At 57.5% G+C, this 19162-nt stretch carries 15 protein-coding genes and 1 tRNA gene; 11 read left to right on the forward strand and 5 right to left on the reverse strand.

Annotated elements, in window-relative coordinates; translation table 11 throughout:
- Positions 1 to 265: 265 nt before the first annotated feature.
- Positions 266 to 1570, reverse strand: a complete 1305-nt coding sequence (locus AC6I1V_RS12675; protein ID WP_479859830.1) for a phenylacetate--CoA ligase family protein — start codon at positions 1568 to 1570, stop codon at positions 266 to 268.
- A gap of 172 nt (positions 1571 to 1742) precedes the next feature.
- Between AC6I1V_RS12675 and rsfS the strand changes: the two genes are divergently transcribed.
- The 10 genes from rsfS to hmcF all read left to right on the forward strand — a co-directional run bounded on the left by rsfS (position 1743) and on the right by hmcF (position 13202).
- Positions 1743 to 2225 (forward strand): ribosome silencing factor, encoded by a 483-nt coding sequence (gene rsfS, locus AC6I1V_RS12680; protein ID WP_486854987.1) that lies wholly within the window; start codon positions 1743 to 1745, stop codon positions 2223 to 2225.
- Positions 2226 to 2249: 24 nt separating this feature from the next.
- Positions 2250 to 3836, forward strand: a complete 1587-nt coding sequence (gene gpmI, locus AC6I1V_RS12685) for a 2,3-bisphosphoglycerate-independent phosphoglycerate mutase (protein WP_486854988.1) — start codon at positions 2250 to 2252, stop codon at positions 3834 to 3836.
- Positions 3833 to 4075 (forward strand): hypothetical protein, encoded by a 243-nt coding sequence (locus tag AC6I1V_RS12690; RefSeq protein ID WP_005028848.1) that lies wholly within the window; start codon positions 3833 to 3835, stop codon positions 4073 to 4075. The genes gpmI and AC6I1V_RS12690 overlap by 4 nt, the downstream gene beginning before the upstream one ends.
- A 1373-nt stretch (positions 4076 to 5448) precedes the next feature.
- Positions 5449 to 6336 carry a GNAT family N-acetyltransferase gene (locus tag AC6I1V_RS12695; RefSeq protein WP_486853600.1) on the forward strand — a complete coding sequence of 296 codons (888 nt, stop codon included), beginning with the start codon at positions 5449 to 5451 and terminating at the stop codon, positions 6334 to 6336.
- Between the two features lie 277 nt (positions 6337 to 6613).
- On the forward strand, positions 6614 to 8380 hold the full coding sequence (locus tag AC6I1V_RS12700; RefSeq protein ID WP_486853601.1) for a cytochrome c3 family protein: 1767 nt from the start codon (positions 6614 to 6616) through the stop codon (positions 8378 to 8380).
- A 14-nt stretch (positions 8381 to 8394) separates the two neighbouring features.
- On the forward strand, positions 8395 to 9621 hold the full coding sequence (gene hmcB / locus AC6I1V_RS12705; RefSeq protein ID WP_302552185.1) for a sulfate respiration complex iron-sulfur protein HmcB: 1227 nt from the start codon (positions 8395 to 8397) through the stop codon (positions 9619 to 9621).
- Positions 9622 to 9693: 72 nt separating this feature from the next.
- Positions 9694 to 10914 (forward strand): sulfate respiration complex protein HmcC, encoded by a 1221-nt coding sequence (gene hmcC / locus AC6I1V_RS12710; protein WP_302552202.1) that lies wholly within the window; start codon positions 9694 to 9696, stop codon positions 10912 to 10914.
- A 17-nt stretch (positions 10915 to 10931) separates the two neighbouring features.
- A complete protein-coding gene (hmcD, locus tag AC6I1V_RS12715) occupies positions 10932 to 11075 on the forward strand; it encodes a sulfate respiration complex protein HmcD (RefSeq protein ID WP_005028864.1) in 144 nt (47 codons plus the stop codon).
- A gap of 18 nt (positions 11076 to 11093) precedes the next feature.
- Entirely contained in the window at positions 11094 to 11774 is a 681-nt protein-coding gene (gene hmcE, locus AC6I1V_RS12720) for a sulfate respiration complex protein HmcE (RefSeq protein ID WP_302552184.1), read from the forward strand.
- 33 nt (positions 11775 to 11807) lie between these two features.
- Positions 11808 to 13202 (forward strand): sulfate respiration complex iron-sulfur protein HmcF, encoded by a 1395-nt coding sequence (hmcF, locus tag AC6I1V_RS12725; RefSeq protein ID WP_337431900.1) that lies wholly within the window; start codon positions 11808 to 11810, stop codon positions 13200 to 13202.
- Between the two features lie 430 nt (positions 13203 to 13632).
- On the opposite strand, the gene AC6I1V_RS12730 is transcribed toward hmcF, so the two are convergent.
- Complete coding sequence (locus tag AC6I1V_RS12730; RefSeq protein ID WP_486853602.1) at positions 13633 to 14847, reverse strand: iron-containing alcohol dehydrogenase; 1215 nt, start codon at positions 14845 to 14847, stop codon at positions 13633 to 13635.
- A gap of 392 nt (positions 14848 to 15239) precedes the next feature.
- Positions 15240 to 15875 carry a hypothetical protein gene (locus AC6I1V_RS12735; protein WP_486853603.1) on the reverse strand — a complete coding sequence of 212 codons (636 nt, stop codon included), beginning with the start codon at positions 15873 to 15875 and terminating at the stop codon, positions 15240 to 15242.
- Positions 15876 to 17041: 1166 nt separating this feature from the next.
- Here AC6I1V_RS12735 and tsaA point away from each other — a divergent pair.
- Positions 17042 to 17728 carry a tRNA (N6-threonylcarbamoyladenosine(37)-N6)-methyltransferase TrmO gene (gene tsaA / locus AC6I1V_RS12740; protein WP_486853604.1) on the forward strand — a complete coding sequence of 229 codons (687 nt, stop codon included), beginning with the start codon at positions 17042 to 17044 and terminating at the stop codon, positions 17726 to 17728.
- A gap of 476 nt (positions 17729 to 18204) precedes the next feature.
- Here the strand turns inward: tsaA and AC6I1V_RS12745 are convergent.
- Both AC6I1V_RS12745 and lpxA read right to left on the reverse strand, forming a co-directional pair.
- Positions 18205 to 18280 (reverse strand) — tRNA-Thr (locus tag AC6I1V_RS12745).
- A 45-nt stretch (positions 18281 to 18325) separates the two neighbouring features.
- A complete protein-coding gene (gene lpxA / locus AC6I1V_RS12750) occupies positions 18326 to 19162 on the reverse strand; it encodes an acyl-ACP--UDP-N-acetylglucosamine O-acyltransferase (RefSeq protein WP_302552179.1) in 837 nt (278 codons plus the stop codon).

Raw genomic sequence — 19162 nt, forward strand, 5'->3', positions numbered from 1 at the left:
GACCCCAGCGACAAAAACGGCTTTCCTCGGCATCTGTCTTGAATTACATGAAATGAAATACCAGCCTCTTGTTATGCCAGAGCCAAAAGCAAAGCCTCCCCTCATACGAAGGAAGGCTTTCATTTACGGTACAGCCGGGAACAGGGATTCGATAAGGTCGAAAATCTTTGAAGGGGAGAGGGTGGGGTTTGGGGAGGGGGAGGGGAAACTTTCTAGAGAAAGTTTCCCCTCCCCCTCCCCAATCTTCACTCAACCCCAATATGAATCACTGCATCACGCGCTTGTCGATGACGCGGACGGCCTTGCCTTCGGAGCGCGGGATGGAGTGCGGCTCCACAAGGCGAACCTTGGTGGTGACGCCGAGGAATTCCTTGATGCCCTTCTGGATGCGCTGCTCGCGCTGCTGGAGATCCTTGATCGCGTCGGAGAACATCGCGCCGTCGAGCTCGACCTGCACCTCAACGTAGTCGAGGTTGTTCTCGCGGGTGAGGATGAGCTGATAGTGCGGGGAAACGCCCTGCACTTCGAGGAGCAGGCTTTCGATCTGCGAGGGGAAGACGTTCACGCCGCGGATGATCAGCATGTCGTCGCTGCGGCCCGTGATGCGGTTCATGCGCACGTGGGTGCGGCCGCAGGAGCAGGGCGTATAGTTCAGCGAGGTGATGTCGCGGGTGCGGTAACGGACCAGCGGGATGCCCTGCTTGGTCAGCGTGGTGATGACCAGCTCGCCGGTGCTGCCTTCGGGCAGGACTTCGCCGGTGGCGGGGTCGATGATTTCGGGCAGGAAATGGTCTTCCCAAATGTGCATTCCGTGCTGTTCCTTGGCGCAGGACTGGGAAACGCCGGGGCCCATGATTTCGGAAAGGCCGTAGATGTTCGTCGCGGTGATGCCGAGCTTGTCCTCGATTTCGCGGCGCATTTCCTCAGTCCACGGTTCGGCCCCGAAGACGCCGAGGCGGAGGGGCAGATCCTTGATGTTGATCCCTATTTCGAGGCCCGCGTCATAGAGATGCAGGGCGTAGGACGGCGTACAGCAGAGCACGGTCGCGCCGAAGTCGCGCATAAGCTGGACTTGGCGCTTGGTCGAGCCGCCGGACATGGGGATGACGGTCGCGCCGAGGCGTTCCGCGCCGTAGTGGGCGCCGAGGCCGCCGGTGAACAGGCCGTAGCCGTAGGAAACCTGCACGATGTCATTGGCGGTGGCTCCGGCCGCGGCCAATGAACGGGCGGCGCATTCGGCCCACATTTCAATATCGCGCTTGGTGTACCCGACCACGGTGGCCTTGCCGGTGGTTCCGCTGGAGGCATGGATGCGCTGGATCATTTCCATCGGGACGGCGAACAGCCCGTAAGGGTAGTTGTTCCGCATGTCCTGCTTCAGGGTGAAGGGAAGGAATTTCAGATCGTCCAGCGACTGCACGTCGGCAGGCTTGATGCCCTTTTCGTCGAAACTGCGGCGATAGAAGGGGACATTGGCGTAAACGCGACGGCACAGGTCTTGAAGGCGACTCAGTTGGATTTCCCGAATCTTCTCCCGCGGCATCGTTTCCTTGTCTATGTTGAAAATCATACAGTCCTCCAAACGGAATGCGTAAAGTCGAGACACACGAGGATTGCCCCATTTGCCCGGAGCGGTCAAGAGCCGAAAAAGGGGATTTTTACCCTGTCCATCAGTGGTTTCCGGGCCCGGAAGGGGCAGGGCTTTCGTTGCGATCAACCCGAAAATGGAGTATGCCTCGGCGATGGAACAACATAACTCTACATCTACGGCGTCTCAGGCAACCCCCGCTAACATCCCCGCCCCCAAAGCACAGGCGGCCCGCAAATTTTCCACGGCGTCGGCTTCCGAGAAAACGACCGTTCTTGTGAAGTGGCTCGAAGAAAGCAAGGCCCGCGATATCGTGGCCCTCGACGTGGCGGGCAAGAGCCCGTGCATGGACGTGGTCATCGTGGTCACGGCGTCTTCGCTCCGCCATGCCAAGAGCCTCGCCGACGGCCTGATGGAACAGTGCACCAAGAACAATTACGAATTCCTGCGCATGGAAGGCTATCAGACCGGGCAGTGGATTCTGGCCGACCTCAACGACATCGTCGTGCATATTTTCCAGCAGGACGTGCGCGAGCTTTTCCGCATCGAATCCCTTTGGAAGGAATCCCCCGCATTGTATGGCGAAATGCCCACGGTGTCCCCCCGTCGCGCAGAACCCGCCGGGGACGAAGAGTAAGCCCCAGCCCCAAGGAAGTGCATCATGTCCCTCACCCCAACCCTGCTCCTCATTCTTGACGGCTACGGATTGGCTCCCGCCGGGCCGGGCAATGCCGCCGGCCTTGCCCGGACGCCCAACATCGATCGGCTCATCTCCCTGCCGGGCGCAACGCGCATCGACGCCTCCGGGCGCGCGGTGGGGCTGCCCGCCGGATATATGGGCAATTCCGAAGTGGGGCACCTCAATATCGGGGCCGGGCGCATCGTGTATCAGGATATGACCCGCATCGACGTGGCGATGGAGACGGGCGAACTCGCCTCCAACGCCGCCCTGCTTGAGCTGTTGGCGGGCGTGAAGCGGACGGGCGGGCGGCTGCATTTCGCGGGCCTGCTGTCTGACGGCGGCGTCCACAGCCACATCAACCACCTCGGCGCGCTCATGGACATCGCCGCGGCCCACGGAGTGGACGTGCGCGTCCATGCGTTTATGGACGGGCGCGACACCAGCCCCACCAGCGGCGCGGGGTTCCTTGCGCAGCTTGGGGATATGATGGCGCGGACGCGGGCGGCGCATTCCGGCGTGTCGGTGGAACAGGCTTCCCTCGTGGGGCGGTTTTACGCGATGGATCGCGACAAACGCTGGGAGCGGGTAAAGGTTGCGTGGGACATGATGGTCCACGGCGAAGGCCAGCGCGCCTCCGATCCTGTGGCGGCCGTTGAAGCCCTGTATGCCGCCGGGGAAACCGACGAATTCCTCAAGCCGCAGGTGTTCGGCGATCCCGCCGACGTGTGCGTCAGGGACGGCGACGGCATCTTCTTCATCAATTTCCGCGCCGACCGTGGGCGCGAGCTGGTGAGCGCCTTCCATTTCCCTGATTTTGACGGGTTCGATCGCGGCGGCGTCCCGGCACTGGCGGGCCTTGTGACCATGACTTCCTACGACAGTTCGCTGCATGTGCCGGTAGCGTTTCCCAAGGAAAATCTGGTGCAGACGCTCGGTGAAGTCGTGGCTGACGCGGGCGCGCATCAGCTCCGTATCGCCGAAACCGAGAAGTACGCCCATGTGACCTACTTTTTCAGCGGCGGGCGTGAGGAGCCCTTCCCCCTTGAGGATCGCATCCTCGTCAATTCGCCGAAGGATGTGGCGACCTACGATCTCAAGCCGCAGATGAGCGTGCTTGAGGTGACGGATCGCTTCCTCGAAGCGTGGGCCGCCGGGCCGGAAAAGGACGGCGTGCCGTATACGCTGGCGGTCTGCAATCTGGCGAACCCCGACATGGTGGGGCACACCGGCGTCATCGAGGCGGCGGTGAAGGCGCTTGAGTATGTGGACGGCTGTGTGGCCCGGCTGGTGGAAGCCGTGCTGGGTTCCGGCGGCCGTGTGCTGATGACGGCGGATCACGGCAACGTCGAGGTGATGCTGGATGAAACCGGGCATCCCCAGACGGCCCACACCTGCAATCAGGTTCCGCTGGTTGTGGTGGAGCGGGGCGCGGACGGCGAACAGGCCGTTCCGTTGCGTTCCGGCGGCAAGCTTGGGGACATTGCGCCCACGCTGCTGGATTTGTGGGGCCTTGCCAAGCCGGGCGTCATGAGCGGCGAAAGCCTTGTCGAAGGAGTGAGGGGATGAGCCTTTCCAGTCGTCCAGTACAGCCCGTGCCGCCGGAGAGCATGGAGCTCGTCTTTTTCTATCGCTGTCCCGGCTGCGGGCGCCGCAATCCGTTAATCGCGCCGACGCAGCCTTCCATGACCCGCTGCGAGTCCTGCGGGGAGCCTTTCCCCGTCATGCCGGTGGATGAGCGCACCGTGCATTACGTCAAGATCATGCTCGCCAACGGCCGCGCCGCTTTGGATCCTGATTTCGCATAGTTAGGGGATAATCGGGGGAGGGGAGAGGAAACCTTTCTAGAGAAAGGTTTCCTCTCCCCTCCCCCGAACCCCCTCCTCTCACCTTCCCAAGATTTTCGACCGGTGGGGAGGCCGCGCAACGGCTTTCCCTTTTTTATAGCTGTGTTATAGAAAATGGTTGATACTTTTTTCCTTGAAATTCCACAGGGATAACCGACAAAATGCCTTAGCCCTGTATTCCGCCAAGAGGAAAACCGGAAAGAAAGGCTGTATTTTCACAGCACTGTGGAGATGAAACAACCACAAGCTATAACAGAGCCTTTTTTATTTGAGGGTTGCGTCATAGAAATGGTTGATGCTTTAGTCTTGAAATTCCAAACGGATAATCGATAAAAGGTATCCCCATGAAACCCGCCAACGGGAAAAATGGAGAAACAGGCCGTATTTTCACCATACTATGGAGATAAAACAACTGCATTCTAATGCCGAAGCCCATGAATCATTATTCAATGTGGCTGTGCCATAGGAAACGGTTGATGTTTTATTTCCTGGAATTTCAAAGGAATAACGGATAAAATGCCCCAGTCATGGAGTCGTCAGCGGAAAAGGTTGGATAAAAAGTCTATAGTTTCATCATATTGTGAAAATAAAACAACCGTATACTCTGACAGAGCCTTAAATATTATGAGGCTGCCGCATCCATACGTCTGGGATATTGTCAACGCGATCAGCGTGTTGAAGGGATCGGAGAAACCGCATCCATACTCAGGGATACGGTTTTGATGGCTGATAAGCCTCGGTGCGGCTCTTTGCTTCATAGAGGGAAAACTTCCGTCCGCACACAAAAGTTTTAGGGGGATAGGGGAGGGGGAAGGGAGCCCTTTTTCAAAAGGGGCCCTTCCCCTCCCCGATTCCTTATGCCGGAGCCCATGAATCATTATTCAATGTGGCTGTGCCATAGGAAGCGGTTGATGTTTTATTTCTTGAAATTTCAAAGGAATAACTGATAAAATGCCCCAGCCATGAAGTCCTTCAGCGGAAAAGGTTTGGTAAAAAGTCTATAATTTCACCATATTGTGGAAATAAAACAACCGTATATTCTGACAGAGCCTTAAATGTTATAAGGCTGCCGCATTCATGCGTCTGGGATATTATCAACGCAATCAGTGTGTTGAAGGGATCGGAGAAACCGCATCCATCTCTGGGATACTGTTTTGATGGCTGATAAGCCTCGGTGCGGCCCTTTGTCTCATAGAGGGAAAATTTCCATCCGCACACAAAAGTTTTAGGGGGATGGGGGAGGGGTTCGGGGAGGGGGAAGGGAGCCCTTTTTCAAAAGGGGCCCTTCCCCCTCCCCGATTCCTCTTTCTCTCCCTTCCCCAAAGGATTTACTTATGACACCCTACTATCAGGCTGCTTTGGAAAACTTGTTTGGGCATGTGGCGTTCCTGCAAGGCCGGACACCCGGCATGATGCTGCGGGATCTGGGCGGGGCGCTGCTTGTTGATTCGGGCTTGGGATCGGATACCTTCAATAAGGTGCTCTGGGAATGCGGGGGAGACGGCCTGCCTTGCCGGGTTGCACAGGGGATGGAAAAAAGCCTGCTGAGTGCCGCTGCGGACTGGTTCGCGGGCAAACGCCCCCGTGATCTGCTGGCGTTGCCGGGGGCAGCGCTGCCTCCCGCGACTGAGCGCCCCTTTACCGTGTGGGCCAGCGCCGAGGACGAAGGCGCGCTGAACCGCCAGCGGACGGTGTTTGAACGGGCGGGATACGGGATAGGGGAGCGTGAAACGGGCATGGCTTTGCCCTTGGGCCGCTGGTCGCCGGAAGGGGAGGCGCCGGAGGGGCTGCGGATCGTGCAGGTCAGGGCGGCCTCGGAACTCGCCGCTTATGCGGAGGTTCTCGCCGCCAACTGGAACCCGCCGGACGAAGATGTGAAAAGGTTCTACAAGGTTGCGGAACAGGCATTGTTTCAAGCCGTTGCGCCTATGCGCCTGTTTGTGGGCTTTGCCGGGGAGGTGCCTGCGGCCAGCGGGGAACTCTTCCTGAGTGAAAAAGGTAATACGGCGGGATTGCATATGATCAGCACTCGTGAAGCCTTTCGCAGAAGGGGGTTCGGCGGGGCTATGACGGCTGCGCTTTTGCGGGCTGCACAAGCTGCGGGAGCCTCTTTAGCGGTGTTGCAGGCTTCGGTCGAGGGGGAACCCGTATACAGGCGGCAAGGGTTTGAGCCGTGCGGCTTGTTCATGGAGTATGCCCTGAGCGATGAAATCCTTTTTTAAAAGGGTGTTGCATCACAAGAAGGATATATGGGCATTCATTGAGCGTTCAAGCAGGCAAAGGGAAGAGATATTCGTTTGTTTTTTCACGAAAATGGGGGTGTTGGCACCTGCTAGGGGGCGTCGGATCAGGCACTTCCCCCTTGACGGAGACTTTTTTTCACGATACCAGCTTGAGAAGCTAGGCACCTGTCTAAGAGCATATGACATCATACTGCAATCAGACTGGTTTTGTTGTCAGGGGAAATGTTTCTTTTTCTATTTGCAAAGGACTGCCACCATGGAAAACGGTCGAAAACTGCTGCGTGGGATTGCGCTGGCGGCGATTGCCGTGATCGGTTTGGGTGGGATTGCGTTGTTTGCTTCACCGTCGCTGGCCGCCCAAACCCGTCCCGACGTGATCCGCATCGATGCCATAGGCCAGCTCAAAAAGCTGGAAATGCCTCCCGCCGTGTTTTTGCATGACGAACACACCAAGGCCCTTGCTGCCACGGGTCAGGACTGTTCCGTTTGTCATACGCCCACCGCGAACGGGCACACTGCCAAATTCCAGCGCGAGGAAGACGGCGCCGACGCCAAGAAGCTGGAAAGCATCTATCATAATGGTTGTATCGGCTGCCATGAGAACATGGCTTCCAACAACCAGAAGACGGGCCCGCTCGACGGCGAATGCCGCGCCTGTCATGACACGAAGCTTCCGTTCAAGGCCGAACAGAAGCCCGTCAAGATGGGCAGCAAGTCGCTTCACTATCTGCACGTCAGCTCCAAAGCCATCGTCAACCCGGCCAACTCTGAAGAAAACTGCGGCGTTTGCCACCATGTGTATGACGAAAAGCTGAACAAGCTCGTATGGAAGAAGGGACAGGAAGACGCCTGCGCCGCCTGCCACGGCGAAAAGGCCGTCGGCTCCACGCCCTCCCTCCAGACTGCCGTGCATACCAAGTGCGTGTGGTGTCATGAAAACGTGGCCCAGTCCTCCCGTGCGTATCTGACCGCTCAGGTGGAAGCCAAGAAGGCCGCCGAGCCCAAGAGCACGAAGAAGCTTTCCGCCAAGGAAGTGCAGGCTGAAGCCGCCGCCGAAGCCGCCGCCATCGAGGCCGCGATCGTAACCGGCCCCACCACCTGCGCCGGCTGCCATACCGAAGAGGCCCAGTCCAAGTTCAAGCAGATAAGCCCGGTTCCCCGCCTGATGCGCGGTCAGCCCGACGCCACCGTGTTGCTGCCCGTCAACAACGCCAAGCGTCCCGTGGGCGCGCCTGAAGCCGGCATGAAGCCCGTGGTGTTCAACCACAAGGCGCATGAGGCTTCCGTGGACAGCTGCCGCACCTGCCACCATGTCCGCATCGAGTCCTGCACCGTCTGCCACACCGTTGATGGCAACAAGGACGGCAACTTCGTGAAGCTGGCCGACGCCATGCACTCGAAGACCTCGGACAGCAGCTGTGTGGGTTGCCATCAGCAGACCGTGATGCAGAAGAAGGAATGCGCCGGTTGCCACGGGGCTGTTCCGGTCATGCCCGCCGACTCCTGCGCCACCTGCCATAAGGACGTGAAGGGCATCACCTCCGCCCAGATCGCCGACGGCTCCGCCTTCGATCTCACGAAGGAACAGCTTGCCGACATCGCCGCCAAGGATCTGGCCGCCCAGCCCGCTCCGGCGAAGCCTTTCCCCGCCGTCGAAGTGCCTGAGACCGTGACCATCGGCGCGCTGTCCAATGATTTTGAACCGAGCGTGTTCCCGCACCGCAAGATCTACGAAGCCCTTGTGAAGGGTGCCGCCGACAGCGGGCTTGCTTCCGCGTTCCATACGTCGCCGATGGCCATGTGCGCCGCGTGCCACCACAACAGCCCCATCGCGGATCTGAAGACGCCGCCGAAGTGCGCCAGCTGCCACGGGATTGAGGCTGACAAGATGGCTGTGAGCGTCAACAAGCCTTCGCTCAAGGCTGCGTATCATCAACAGTGCATGGCCTGCCACGATCGGATGAAGATCGAGAAGCCTGCCGCCACCGATTGCGCGGGTTGCCATACCCCGCGCGTGAAATAGGCGGAGGAGAAGATATGAACCGTAGATCATTTCTGACTCTGATGGGTGGGCTGGGTATCGGTTCGGCTCTGGGCGGCGCGAAATCCGCGTCCGCTGCGGGCGGGACCTTCCACGGCTACCCCGACAGCAAGGGTGTGCTTCACGACACCACGCTGTGCATCGGCTGCCGCAGGTGCGAACAGGCCTGCAACAAGGTCAACGATCTCCCCAAGCCGGAGAAGCCTTTCACCGATCTCAACGTGCTCAACGAAAAGCGCCGCACGTCCGCCAAAGAGTGGACTGTGGTGAACAAGTACCGTCCCGCGAGCCTCGACAAGGACGTGTTCCGCAAGAGCCAGTGCATGCACTGCGAGGAACCCGCCTGCGCCAGCGCGTGCTTCGTGAAGGCGTTTACCAAGAACCCCGACGGTTCCGTGACCTATGATCCCACCCTCTGCGTGGGCTGCCGTTACTGCATGGTCGCGTGCCCGTTCAACATCCCCGGCTACACCTATGACCGCGCCCTCAATCCGCTGGTCCAGAAGTGCACGCTGTGCCATCCCCGCCTGCAGGAAGGCAAGCTCCCCGGTTGCGTGGAAGCCTGCCCCACCGGTGCGCTGGTGTTCGGCAAGCGCAAGGATCTGATCAAGATTGCGTGGGATCGCATCACCGCGCATCCCGAACGCTATCAGAACCATGTGTACGGCGAGCATGAAATGGGCGGTACTGCGTGGATGACCATTTCCGGCGCTGAGTTCAAGGAAGTGGGCCTCAACGAGGATCTCGGCACCAAGGCCGCCGGCGAATATACGGCTGGGGCGCTCGGCGCCGTGCCTATGGTGGTGGGCATTTGGCCTGTCCTGCTCGGCGGCGCGTACGCGATCACCAAGCGTAAGGAACAGATCGCCAAGGAAGAGCAGAACGAGGCTGTGAAGGCCGCCGTCGCCCGTACCGAGGAAGAGGCCGCGAAGAAGCTGCAGGCCAGCCTCGATAAGGCTGCGAAGGAAGCCGCCAAGGAAAAGGATCGCGCCGTCGCTGATGAAGTGAAGAAGGCCGTGGCCGAAGCCGAGGAAGCTCTCCGGGCGCAGCTTGAGGCCGAGAAGGCCGAAGCCGTGGCGAAGGCTGCGGAAGAGGCTGCCGCGAAGGCCGCTGAAGAGGCCGCTGCGAAGGCGGCCGAACAAGCCGCCGCCAAGGCCGCTAAGCCTTCCAAGCCTGAAAAGGGCAAGAAGGGCAAGCACGACACCAACGGCGGGGAGGCGTAAGCAATGAAACTCTGGAAGAACCTCTCGAATCGTCTTGATGCCGTGGCTGACGCCATGGCCGCCAAGCCGTGCATGCAAGGCTGCGTGGGCAAGACGCTGCTCTCCATCCCTCGCACGCCCGGCAACCTGATCACGGCTGTCATCCTCGCCATCGGGCTGCTGATCACCATCGGCCGCTTCGGGTTCGGGCTCGGCGCGGTGACCAACTTGGATGACAACAACCCCTGGGGCATTTGGATCGCCTTTGACCTGCTGTGCGGCGTTGCGCTGGCGGCTGGCGGTTATGTGACCTCTTCGGCCTGCTACCTCTTCGGCATGAAGCGGTATCATTCGGCCGTGCGCCCCGCCATCCTGACGGCCTTCCTCGGCTATGCCTTTGTGGTCGTCGCCCTGTTGTACGACGTGGGCCAGCCGTGGCGTCTGCCCTATCCCTTGGTCGTGTCGCAGGGGACTACGTCCCTGCTGTTTGAAGTAGGCCTGTGTGTGGGCATCTATCTGACCGTGCTGTTCATCGAATGGTCCCCCGTGGGCCTTGAATGGCTCCTCGGCATGAAGGACGCCCCCTGCTGGCTCGTCCGCCTGCGCCCCCGTATGCACACCATCCGCAAGGCCGTGCTGTGCGCTACCATCCCGCTGACCATCCTCGGTGTGGTGCTGTCCACGATGCACCAGTCCTCGCTGGGCGCGCTGTTCCTCATCGCCCCGAGCAAGATGCACCCCCTGTGGTACTCGCCGTTCATGCCGGTGTTCTTCTTCATCTCCTCGATGGTGGCCGGCCTTTCGATGGTCATTTTCGAGGGCACGCTGTCTCACAAGGCACTGCATAACAAGATGGACGAAACCCACCTGCGCGAAGCTGACGGCGTCGTGTTCGGCTTCGGTCGCGCGGCTTCCTTCGTGCTGATCGGCTACTTCTTCATCAAGGTGCTGGACACCACCATGGACAACGATTGGCACTACCTCGCTTCCGGTTACGGTGCGTGGTTCGCCGTTGAAATGGTCGGCTTCGTGCTTCTGCCCGCCTTCCTGTATGCCCTCGGCGTGCGCGAAAAGAATATCACGCTCATCCGTGTGGCGTCGGTGTTCGGCGTGCTCGGCATCGTCGTCAACCGCTTCAACGTGTGCCTTGTGGCCTTCAACTGGCAGTTGGACAGCGCGGATCGCTACTTCCCGAGCATTTCGGAAGTGTTCCTGTCCATCTTTATCGTAACCCTGATCGTGACGGCGTACCGCTTCGTGTGCTCGAAGATGCCGGTCCTGTACGAACACCCTGATTTCAAGGACGCCCACTAGGGCGCCGGGAGCGAAATATGGAAGATTTCCCCACGCTCTACTCGTTTATGATTTTCACCAAGGGCTGGACGTATGTCCTCATGGGCGTCGCGCTCGTGGGGTTCCTCGGATACTGGCGCTTCCTTTTTGGTCGCGACGAGCGAACCGGCAGACCCGAGTAATCCGCAAGGAGCTGTTCTATGTACGAATTCCTCACTGGTCCCATGTTGTGGGCTGCCTTTCTCATCTTTGTGATTGGCCTTGCCCGCCGTGTGGTCCTGTATATCCGGGGGCTGGATTGGCGGCTTGAACGTGTCGCCTACGGCCCCGGCCGTAAAATCGGTATGAAGGGCGCGATTTCTTCCGTCTTTCAGTGGCTGGTTCCTTTTGGGACGCACAGTTGGCGCAAGCAGCCCTATTTCACCATCGCCTTCTTCCTGTTCCATATCGGCGTGGTGATCGTGCCCCTGTTCCTTGCCGGTCACATGGTCATTATGCAGGAGCGTTTCGGCTTCAGCCTGCCCGCGCTGCCCATGTGGTTCTCCGACGCCTTTACGGTGCTCGCCATCGTCGGTGCGTTTATGATGGTTCTGCGCCGCATCGCGCTGCCGGAAGTCCGCTTCCTGACGAACTGGGGCGACTGGGGCATCCTGCTGCTGGTGCTGTTCGTGCTCGTCGCCGGTTTCCTCGCCCGGATGCAGGCCCCCGGCTATGAAAGCTGGCTCCTGTGGCACATCTTCTCGGCCGAGCTGGTGCTCATTCTGGCGCCGTTCACCAAGCTTTCCCACATCGTGCTGTACTTCATGTCGCGCGGTCAGCTTGGCATGGACTACGCCATCAAGCGTGGCGGCGCGTCGCGCGGCCCCGCTTTCCCCTGGTAATCCTCCGGGATTGTCAGCATATTGGAGGACAACATGCCTGAAGGCAAGTTTTGCAACAGACGGCCCATCAAGACCGAGGAAGAGCTGAAAGCGCTTCTCGGCGACAAGGGTGGGCAGCAGTATTATAAAGAAATGGAAACATTGGAAGTGGACACGGTCGCTCTGTGGGATACCCTGCAGAAGACCTGCAAGTCCCGCACCCGCACGTGGCTCGAAATTTGCGCCCACTGCGGCCTGTGCGCGAACAGCTGCTTCCTCTATACGGCGAACAACCGCGATCCCAAGCAGGTTCCGTCTTATAAGATCCAGTCCACGCTCGGCGAAATGCTTCGCCGTAAGGGGCAGGTCGATACCCAGTTCATGATCGATACGATGGAAGTGGCGTGGGCGAAATGCACCTGCTGCAACCGTTGCGGCACGTACTGCCCGCACGGCATCGACATGGGCGTCATGTTCAGCTATCTGCGCGGCATACTGTATTCTCAGGGCTTTGTGCCGTGGGAACTCAAGATCGGCGCGGGCATGCACCGCGTATACGGCGCCCAGATGGACGTGACCACCGAGGACTGGGTGGACACCTGCGAATGGATGGCCGATGAAAACTCGGAAGAGTGGCCGGGCCTTGAGATTCCGATCGACAAGGAAGACTGCGATGTCATGTACATCCTGAACGCCCGCGAACCCAAGCACTATCCTGAAGACGTGGCGCAGGCCGCCATCCTCTTCCATGTGGCCGGGGAAAAGTGGACCGTTCCTTCCGTGGGTTGGGAAAACACGTCCCTGTCCATGTTTGCCGGTGACTGGGAAGCGTGCGCCGATAACGTGAAGCGTATCTACGGCGCGGTTGACCGTCTGCGCCCCAAGATGGTCGTGGGCACTGAATGCGGCCATGCGCACCGTGCCACGGTCGTGGAAGGCCCCTATTGGGCCGGACGCGAAGACGGCAAGCCGCCGGTCCCGTTCCTGCACTATGTGGAATGGCTGGCCGATGCGCTGCGCAAGGGCAAGATCAAGATCGACCCCGCCAAGCGCCTCAAGATGCCCGTGACCTTGCAGGATTCGTGCAACTACATCCGTAACCACGGCCTTGCCGAGCACACCCGCTACATCATGAGCCAGATCGCGGATGACTTCCGTGAAATGACGTGCAACCGCGAAGACAACTTCTGCTGCGGTGGCGGCGGCGGCTTCAACGGCATCGGCAAGTTCCGCCCGCAGCGTGACAAGGGCCTGTACATGAAGTTGCAGCAGATCCGCGAAACCGGCGCCAAGTTGGTCATTTCGCCCTGCCACAACTGCTGGGACGCCATCCGTGATATGATGGAGGTGTACCATGTGCACGACATCAAGTGGAGCTTCCTCAAGCCCCTCATCATTGATATGATGATCGTCCCCGATCATCTGAAACCCCATGATGACGAGGAATAAGGAATGGCGGGAACGCGGAGAGGAAGGAACAGCTTTTTCTGAAGGTTTTTTCTTTTTCCGTATCCTCTAACCCCCTATTCGTAACCGTTCACGGTTTCAATCAGGCCCGCCTGAACGAACGGATCGGTTATATGAGTATGAAAACGCCCCGAATCAATGGTTCGGGGCGTTTTCATTTTATGGGCTTCACAGCCTGTTGAGGATACTGAGTGTCCGAAACAAGGAACTACCCGCTATGCGGGGGGATTATGATAGGGAGGTAGGGCTTGTTGCACAGGCTGGGTTCTTTTGCGCCTGATCTGCCTTTTCCCCTTGGGGAAGCTCGGATTGGGGGCAAACCGTCCAAGCCGCTTCTGGAGCGGCCATAGGGCCGGAAGCGTTCTGCGGATGAGCCGCTATGCCGTAAGGCTCTTTTCCCTTTTTCAGTCGCTTACCCATGCATTTTCTTTAATGAGTTCCTGTAAATCCTTTCAATGCGCTCAGGAGTTGCCGGGACGGGGGCGACGGAGAGAAGCAGCCCAAGGGACGGCGTGGTCTGGGTGAGTTCGCACAGGTGCGGGATGTCGTTCTCAGTGAACCCCTCATCCTCCAGCTTCTGCTGTACGCCCATGTCGGCGAGCCACGCTTCAACGCATCCGGCGGCCTTATGGGCCTCGTCCGGGGTTCCTTTGAGGTCAGGCGTCAGCGGCCGTAAAATCGTGCCCAGCGTGGCGGCACAGGCGGGATAGCACTCTTCGATGATGGCAGGAAGGATCATGGAAAGGCCAAGGCCGTGTGCGAGTTCCGGCTTGACGCCGCTGAGGGGGTGTTCCAGTGCATGTGTGAAGTGGAGCAGCCCGTTGTCAAAGGCGGTTCCCGCGATCATGGAAGCGTAAGACAGGCAGTAACGGGCCTTGAGGTCTTCGGGGTTGGCGAGCGCCTTGGGCAGGTATTCCGCCACAAGGCGGATGGTCTCCCCAGCCAGCAGGATGGACAACGGGTTGGCAGTAACGGCGGTGGCGGCTTCGATGACGTGATTTACGGCATCAATGGAGACATAGCGGGTCTGCTTGGGCGAGAGTTTGGTCATCAAGCCCGGATCGTCGATGGAGAACAGGGGATAGAGGCAGTCATAGGCGATGGCGGGCTTGTGGCTGTGCTTCGTAATGCTGGCCACGGCGAAGCGGTTGACTTCGCTGCCCGTACCGTGGGTCAGGTTGACGACGACGATGGGGACAGCCTTTGTCGGCGTGAACGCGAAAGTATACAGCTCTTCCGCCGTCTTGTCGGGATTGGCGAGGATAATCGCCGCGCTCTTGCCCGCATCGATGGGGCTGCCGCCGCCAATGCAGATGACGGCCTTGGCCTCGGCAGATCTGCCGAGGGCCGCCGCCTCGTCTATGGAGTCGGTCGTGGGGTTGGGGGTTACCTTGTCGTACAGGGTGATGCGTATGCCGTGTTTGGCGCAGGCTGCGGTAACGTAATCCCATGCGCCGGTGAGCTTGTAGGAATGCCCTCCGGTCACGCAAAGGACGGAGTCGATGCCTCTGGCCTTCAGCTCGGCGGCAACAGCATCCATCTTGGCGATGGCCCCGACTCCAAGATAGGCTGTTGTCTTGGTACGGATTTCCTTGACATCATGCTCATTGAATCGAGTATCCCACATGGCGGGCTCCTTGATGGGAAATATGTTAGATTGAACAATCAAACAAATTGCTCTTTTATTCACAAGTAAAGCCGGATACACTGGCTGTCAAGATGGCTGCCGTGCTTTCACCTCAAAAATCATGGAAAAGATAATGGTAAGAAAAGAATTTATTTTGAAAATTTACTATATTAGATGGTATTGTGCCCAGAAAAAGGCAAGAGGCCCTCTCAGCCTAAAGGGTTCCCTTCCATTCCCGATCCGGCCTGCCAAGCCAGCGCCTTAGGCCCGTTACGCGCAAGAGCCACTTGATGAATATCTTTATGCCCCAATGAAACGGAATGATCGGCAAGGCGCATTTATGTGGAGAGCATAGGGGAATGATCGGTTGATGCCATTATTATTTCAATAGATTAAAAACGATATGCAAATCCAAGTGATAAAACGGGATACCACGTATATTTATGCACTTTGTTTTTAATATTGTCTTCCTCTGTTTGTATTCTCGCAATATAGTGTTCAGGGATAGGGACATCTGGAAGTTGGAAGGAAACACGGGCCTTTCCCATATATAAGGCCCCAAGTGAGGCATGCCATCCTAAAGAGGATTCTGATTGTTGGGTACTTTCCCAACCAATGCCAATGTAAGGTGCGAGCCTTTCCCATGTAGCCGTTCCGCTCGTTTGATTGATGAGTTCCTTGTAAATGGGATTTATTGCATTTACCGAAGTGGAAAGCGTTGTATCCAATTTGAAGTAATAAACTCCGGCGGATACCCGAAAAGCATTTTCAAAGGGAAAGATATCCAATAATAAGCCGATGCTGTGACTGGAGTCTTCGGTCTTATACTGAATGCCCTTTAGTTTTATTTTTGTATCGAATGGTTGGGTAAAGGCACTTAACCGATAGGCTATGAAACTGTTTTGACGATAGCTGACGTCAACTCCAACCCCAAGGGTACTTACGGAAGGCTGGATGGAAAACGGAGACGCCGAAGCGACACTTGGAAACAGAAGGACACAGCATAAGAGAAAGGAACGGATGGACATGATACACCTCACGGGAGCGTCTTTTCCGTCATATAGGCATATCAAGAAATGAGTTGGCAACTATGGATTGTTTGAGCCGAATGAGTATTTTGTGGGGGCATGCAGATACGGAGGCATATGCTGATTTTTTACATGGCCTATAAGAATGGTTTTGTCATGGCATGCGATTATTTTGTCCCCACGGTATGTTGAAAATACAACCTTTTTATCCAGTTTTTCTGTTGGCGGGCTTCATGTATGGAATATTTTATCGGTGGCTGTGCCATAGAAAATGGTTGTTTTTTCCTTGAAGTTCCAAAGGAATAACCAACAACATGCCTTAACTGTGGATTCCGCCGATGGGAAAGCTGGAGAAAAAGGCTGTGTTTTCGCCGCGCTGTAGAGATGAAACAACCATATGTATGGCAGAGCATTATCGGTTATTCCTTCGGGGTTTCAGGAAATAAAGTATCAACCATTTTCTATGGCACAGCCATAAGGATAAGGGTGGATCAACAAATAATAGGCGCCGGTGCTTTAATGTAGCGTATAAGGAGGGGAATCCCTTCCATATGGATGGAAAATAGCAGGCCGCACTGCCTTCCCGCCGCCATTTTTGCGTAGGTGATGTATTGCGAGGGATGGTGCGGCGGATATTCCGCACCAAAGGAGGGCTTCATGATGAGGAGCCTTGTGCGCCGGTCTCCGGCCTAATATGATGGACGCCTGCCCAACTGCGGTTACGGGTGGAAAACATGGATTCCACTTGGATGGAGGGGCGGCAAAGGCTGTACTGGCCTGTTTCATATGTTGGTTCATGGTGGTGGAACCGATGGAAGCGAAGGGCCCAGTTGCTTTCGTGATATTTCGAGGGCTATTCGGCAAGCCTCTGTGTTTTTGGAATCAGCGTCCTTTTTCTGGACAATGTTGTCCCCCTATTCGGGACGCTGGGCGCAATGCGCCAGGTTGTTTCGTCAATTAGATATAATTTATTGAAATTATGTAACTATTTTTAACGCTATGAAAAGGTTGTTTTTAATAATTTCAAATAGTTATATTTAAATGACAACATAACCTAGTGTCTTTCGCCATTAGGCGGAGGCGGGCGGTTCTTTTTACCACAGCGTTTTCATGATTCCGATGAGCGCCGGATGATGCACGGCGATGCTCGAAAAGGTGATGCTGCCATGAATATAATTGCATATATCCACAATGATTTTCAGGAAAAATTTGGCATTCCCCGGCAAAGCGGGGTTGTGGGGACGGCTCTGTCAGAGATTGTGTTTGAGCCTGACTACCGGAGTGCGGAGGCATTACGCGGGTTGGAAGGTTTTTCCCATATCTGGCTGATCTGGGCGTTTTCCGCATCCGCAGGCAAAGGCTGGTCGCCTACGGTTCGGCCTCCGCGTTTAGGCGGCAATGCGCGGGTCGGGGTTTTTGCCTCGCGTTCCCCGTTCCGTCCGAATCCGCTGGGGCTGTCGGCGGTGAAGCTGGAGGATATTGTGCTCCAGTCCCCGGAAGGGCCGCTGTTGCGGGTTTCTGGAGCCGATCTGCTGCATGGGACGCCGATTTTTGACATAAAGCCCTACCTTCCCTACGCGGATTGCATCCCGCAGGCGACAGGCGGTTTTGCAGGGACGAAACCAGAGCCCCGGCTTGAGGTGAGCGCCGATCCGGAAGTCCTGCAAGGGCTCCCGGCAGGCAAGTGGGCGACGCTGCATGAGGTGCTGTCCCTTGATCCGCGCCCGTCCTATCAGAATGATCCCGAACGGGTTTATGGATTTGCCTTTGCGGGGCGCAATGTCAGGTTCCGGGTCAGCGGTTCTACGCTTGAGGTGCTTTCCATTGATGCCATAGGGGAAAAGCTCCCGTGATGGAGCGTTTTGACGATAGGGAGCTTTGCCGGGAAGCCGTGCAGCCGTCAACAAAAGCCCCGGCCCATGCAGGGTGGAGGCAATGGAGCCAGCGGAAGGCAAAGGGCATGGCGGTTTTCGATGCGGCGGCTGTAAGGCGGTTCATGCGTAGGGAGGACAGGGATGGCCCTGTCGAATGTGATTGTTTGCCTCCCCAGTATGGTGTTGGGATACGGCCTTTTTCTCCGTTTTTTGTTGGCGGATTTCACGGCTGAGGTATTTTGTTGGTTGTTTTTGGGGAACTTCAAGAATAAAGCATCAACCGCTTGCCGTGGCACAGCCATGTTGTCGAGCACAGGCTAAGCTCATTGCATCGTTCAAGATTTGAGGGGGAGAGTCTCCATAGCGTTTTTTCAGATGAAAAAGCGGGAAAGAGATGTGAGCGGCCACAACGAAAAAGCCCTTATGGTTGTTCACCATAAGGGCTTGATTTTTCGTGGAGCCTTTGAGCAGAATTGAACTGCTGACCTCATCCTTACCAAGGATGCGCTCTACCAACTGAGCTACAAAGGCGTCTCTGTGTCGTGCTTGTCGCTGTCGACGAAGAAGCTTTTAGCTTTATACTGCGTCGCCGTCAAGTTTTTTTTCAATATTTTTTTCGGCGGGGCAGAGGCCCCGTTCGCTGCTGCGGACAAAGTCCACAAATTCCATAAGTTGAGGAATGTTCACGTAGTCTTTCGCAAGCAGATCCAAGGCTTCGGAGCGGGGCATCTCACTGCGCCAAATCAGGCGGAAAGCCTGTTTGAAGGCGGAAATGGTCTCGCGGGAAGCTCCGGCGCGGCGCAGCCCCACGAGGTTGGGGCCATGCACGAGCGCACGGCTGCCCGCCGCCAGCATCCACGGGGGGAGATCCTGCGCAACCCCCGTCATGCCGCCGACGAAAGCGTGGGTGCCGATATGCCCGAACTGGTGCACTGCGGAAAGGCCGCCGATGATCGCAAAATCGTCCACACGCACATGCCCGCCGAGGGTGGCCCCGTTGGACATGACGATGTCGTTGCCGAGCTGGCAGTCATGGGCGATGTGCGTATAGGCCATACACAGGTTGCGGCTGCCGATGCGGGTCAAGCCGCCCCCGCCTTCCGTGCCCCGGTGGAGCGTGGCGAATTCACGGATGCGGTTATCGTCGCCGAGTTCCAGCCACGTCACTTCGCCTTGGAACTTGAGATCCTGCGGCACGCCGCCAACCAGGGCGTGGGAATGGATATGGTTGCCCGTACCCATTTTCGTGTAGTCTTTGATGACGGCATGCGCGTCGATGCGGCAGCGATCCCCGATGATGACATGCTCTTCGATGATCGCATAAGGGCCTATTTCCACATCCTTGCCGATCTGCGCCCCGGCGTGCACGATAGCGGTGGGGTGGACTCGTTGGGAAGGCATGTTGTTGCCCAT

Source organism: Bilophila sp. T19-St14 (assembly GCF_059728385.1).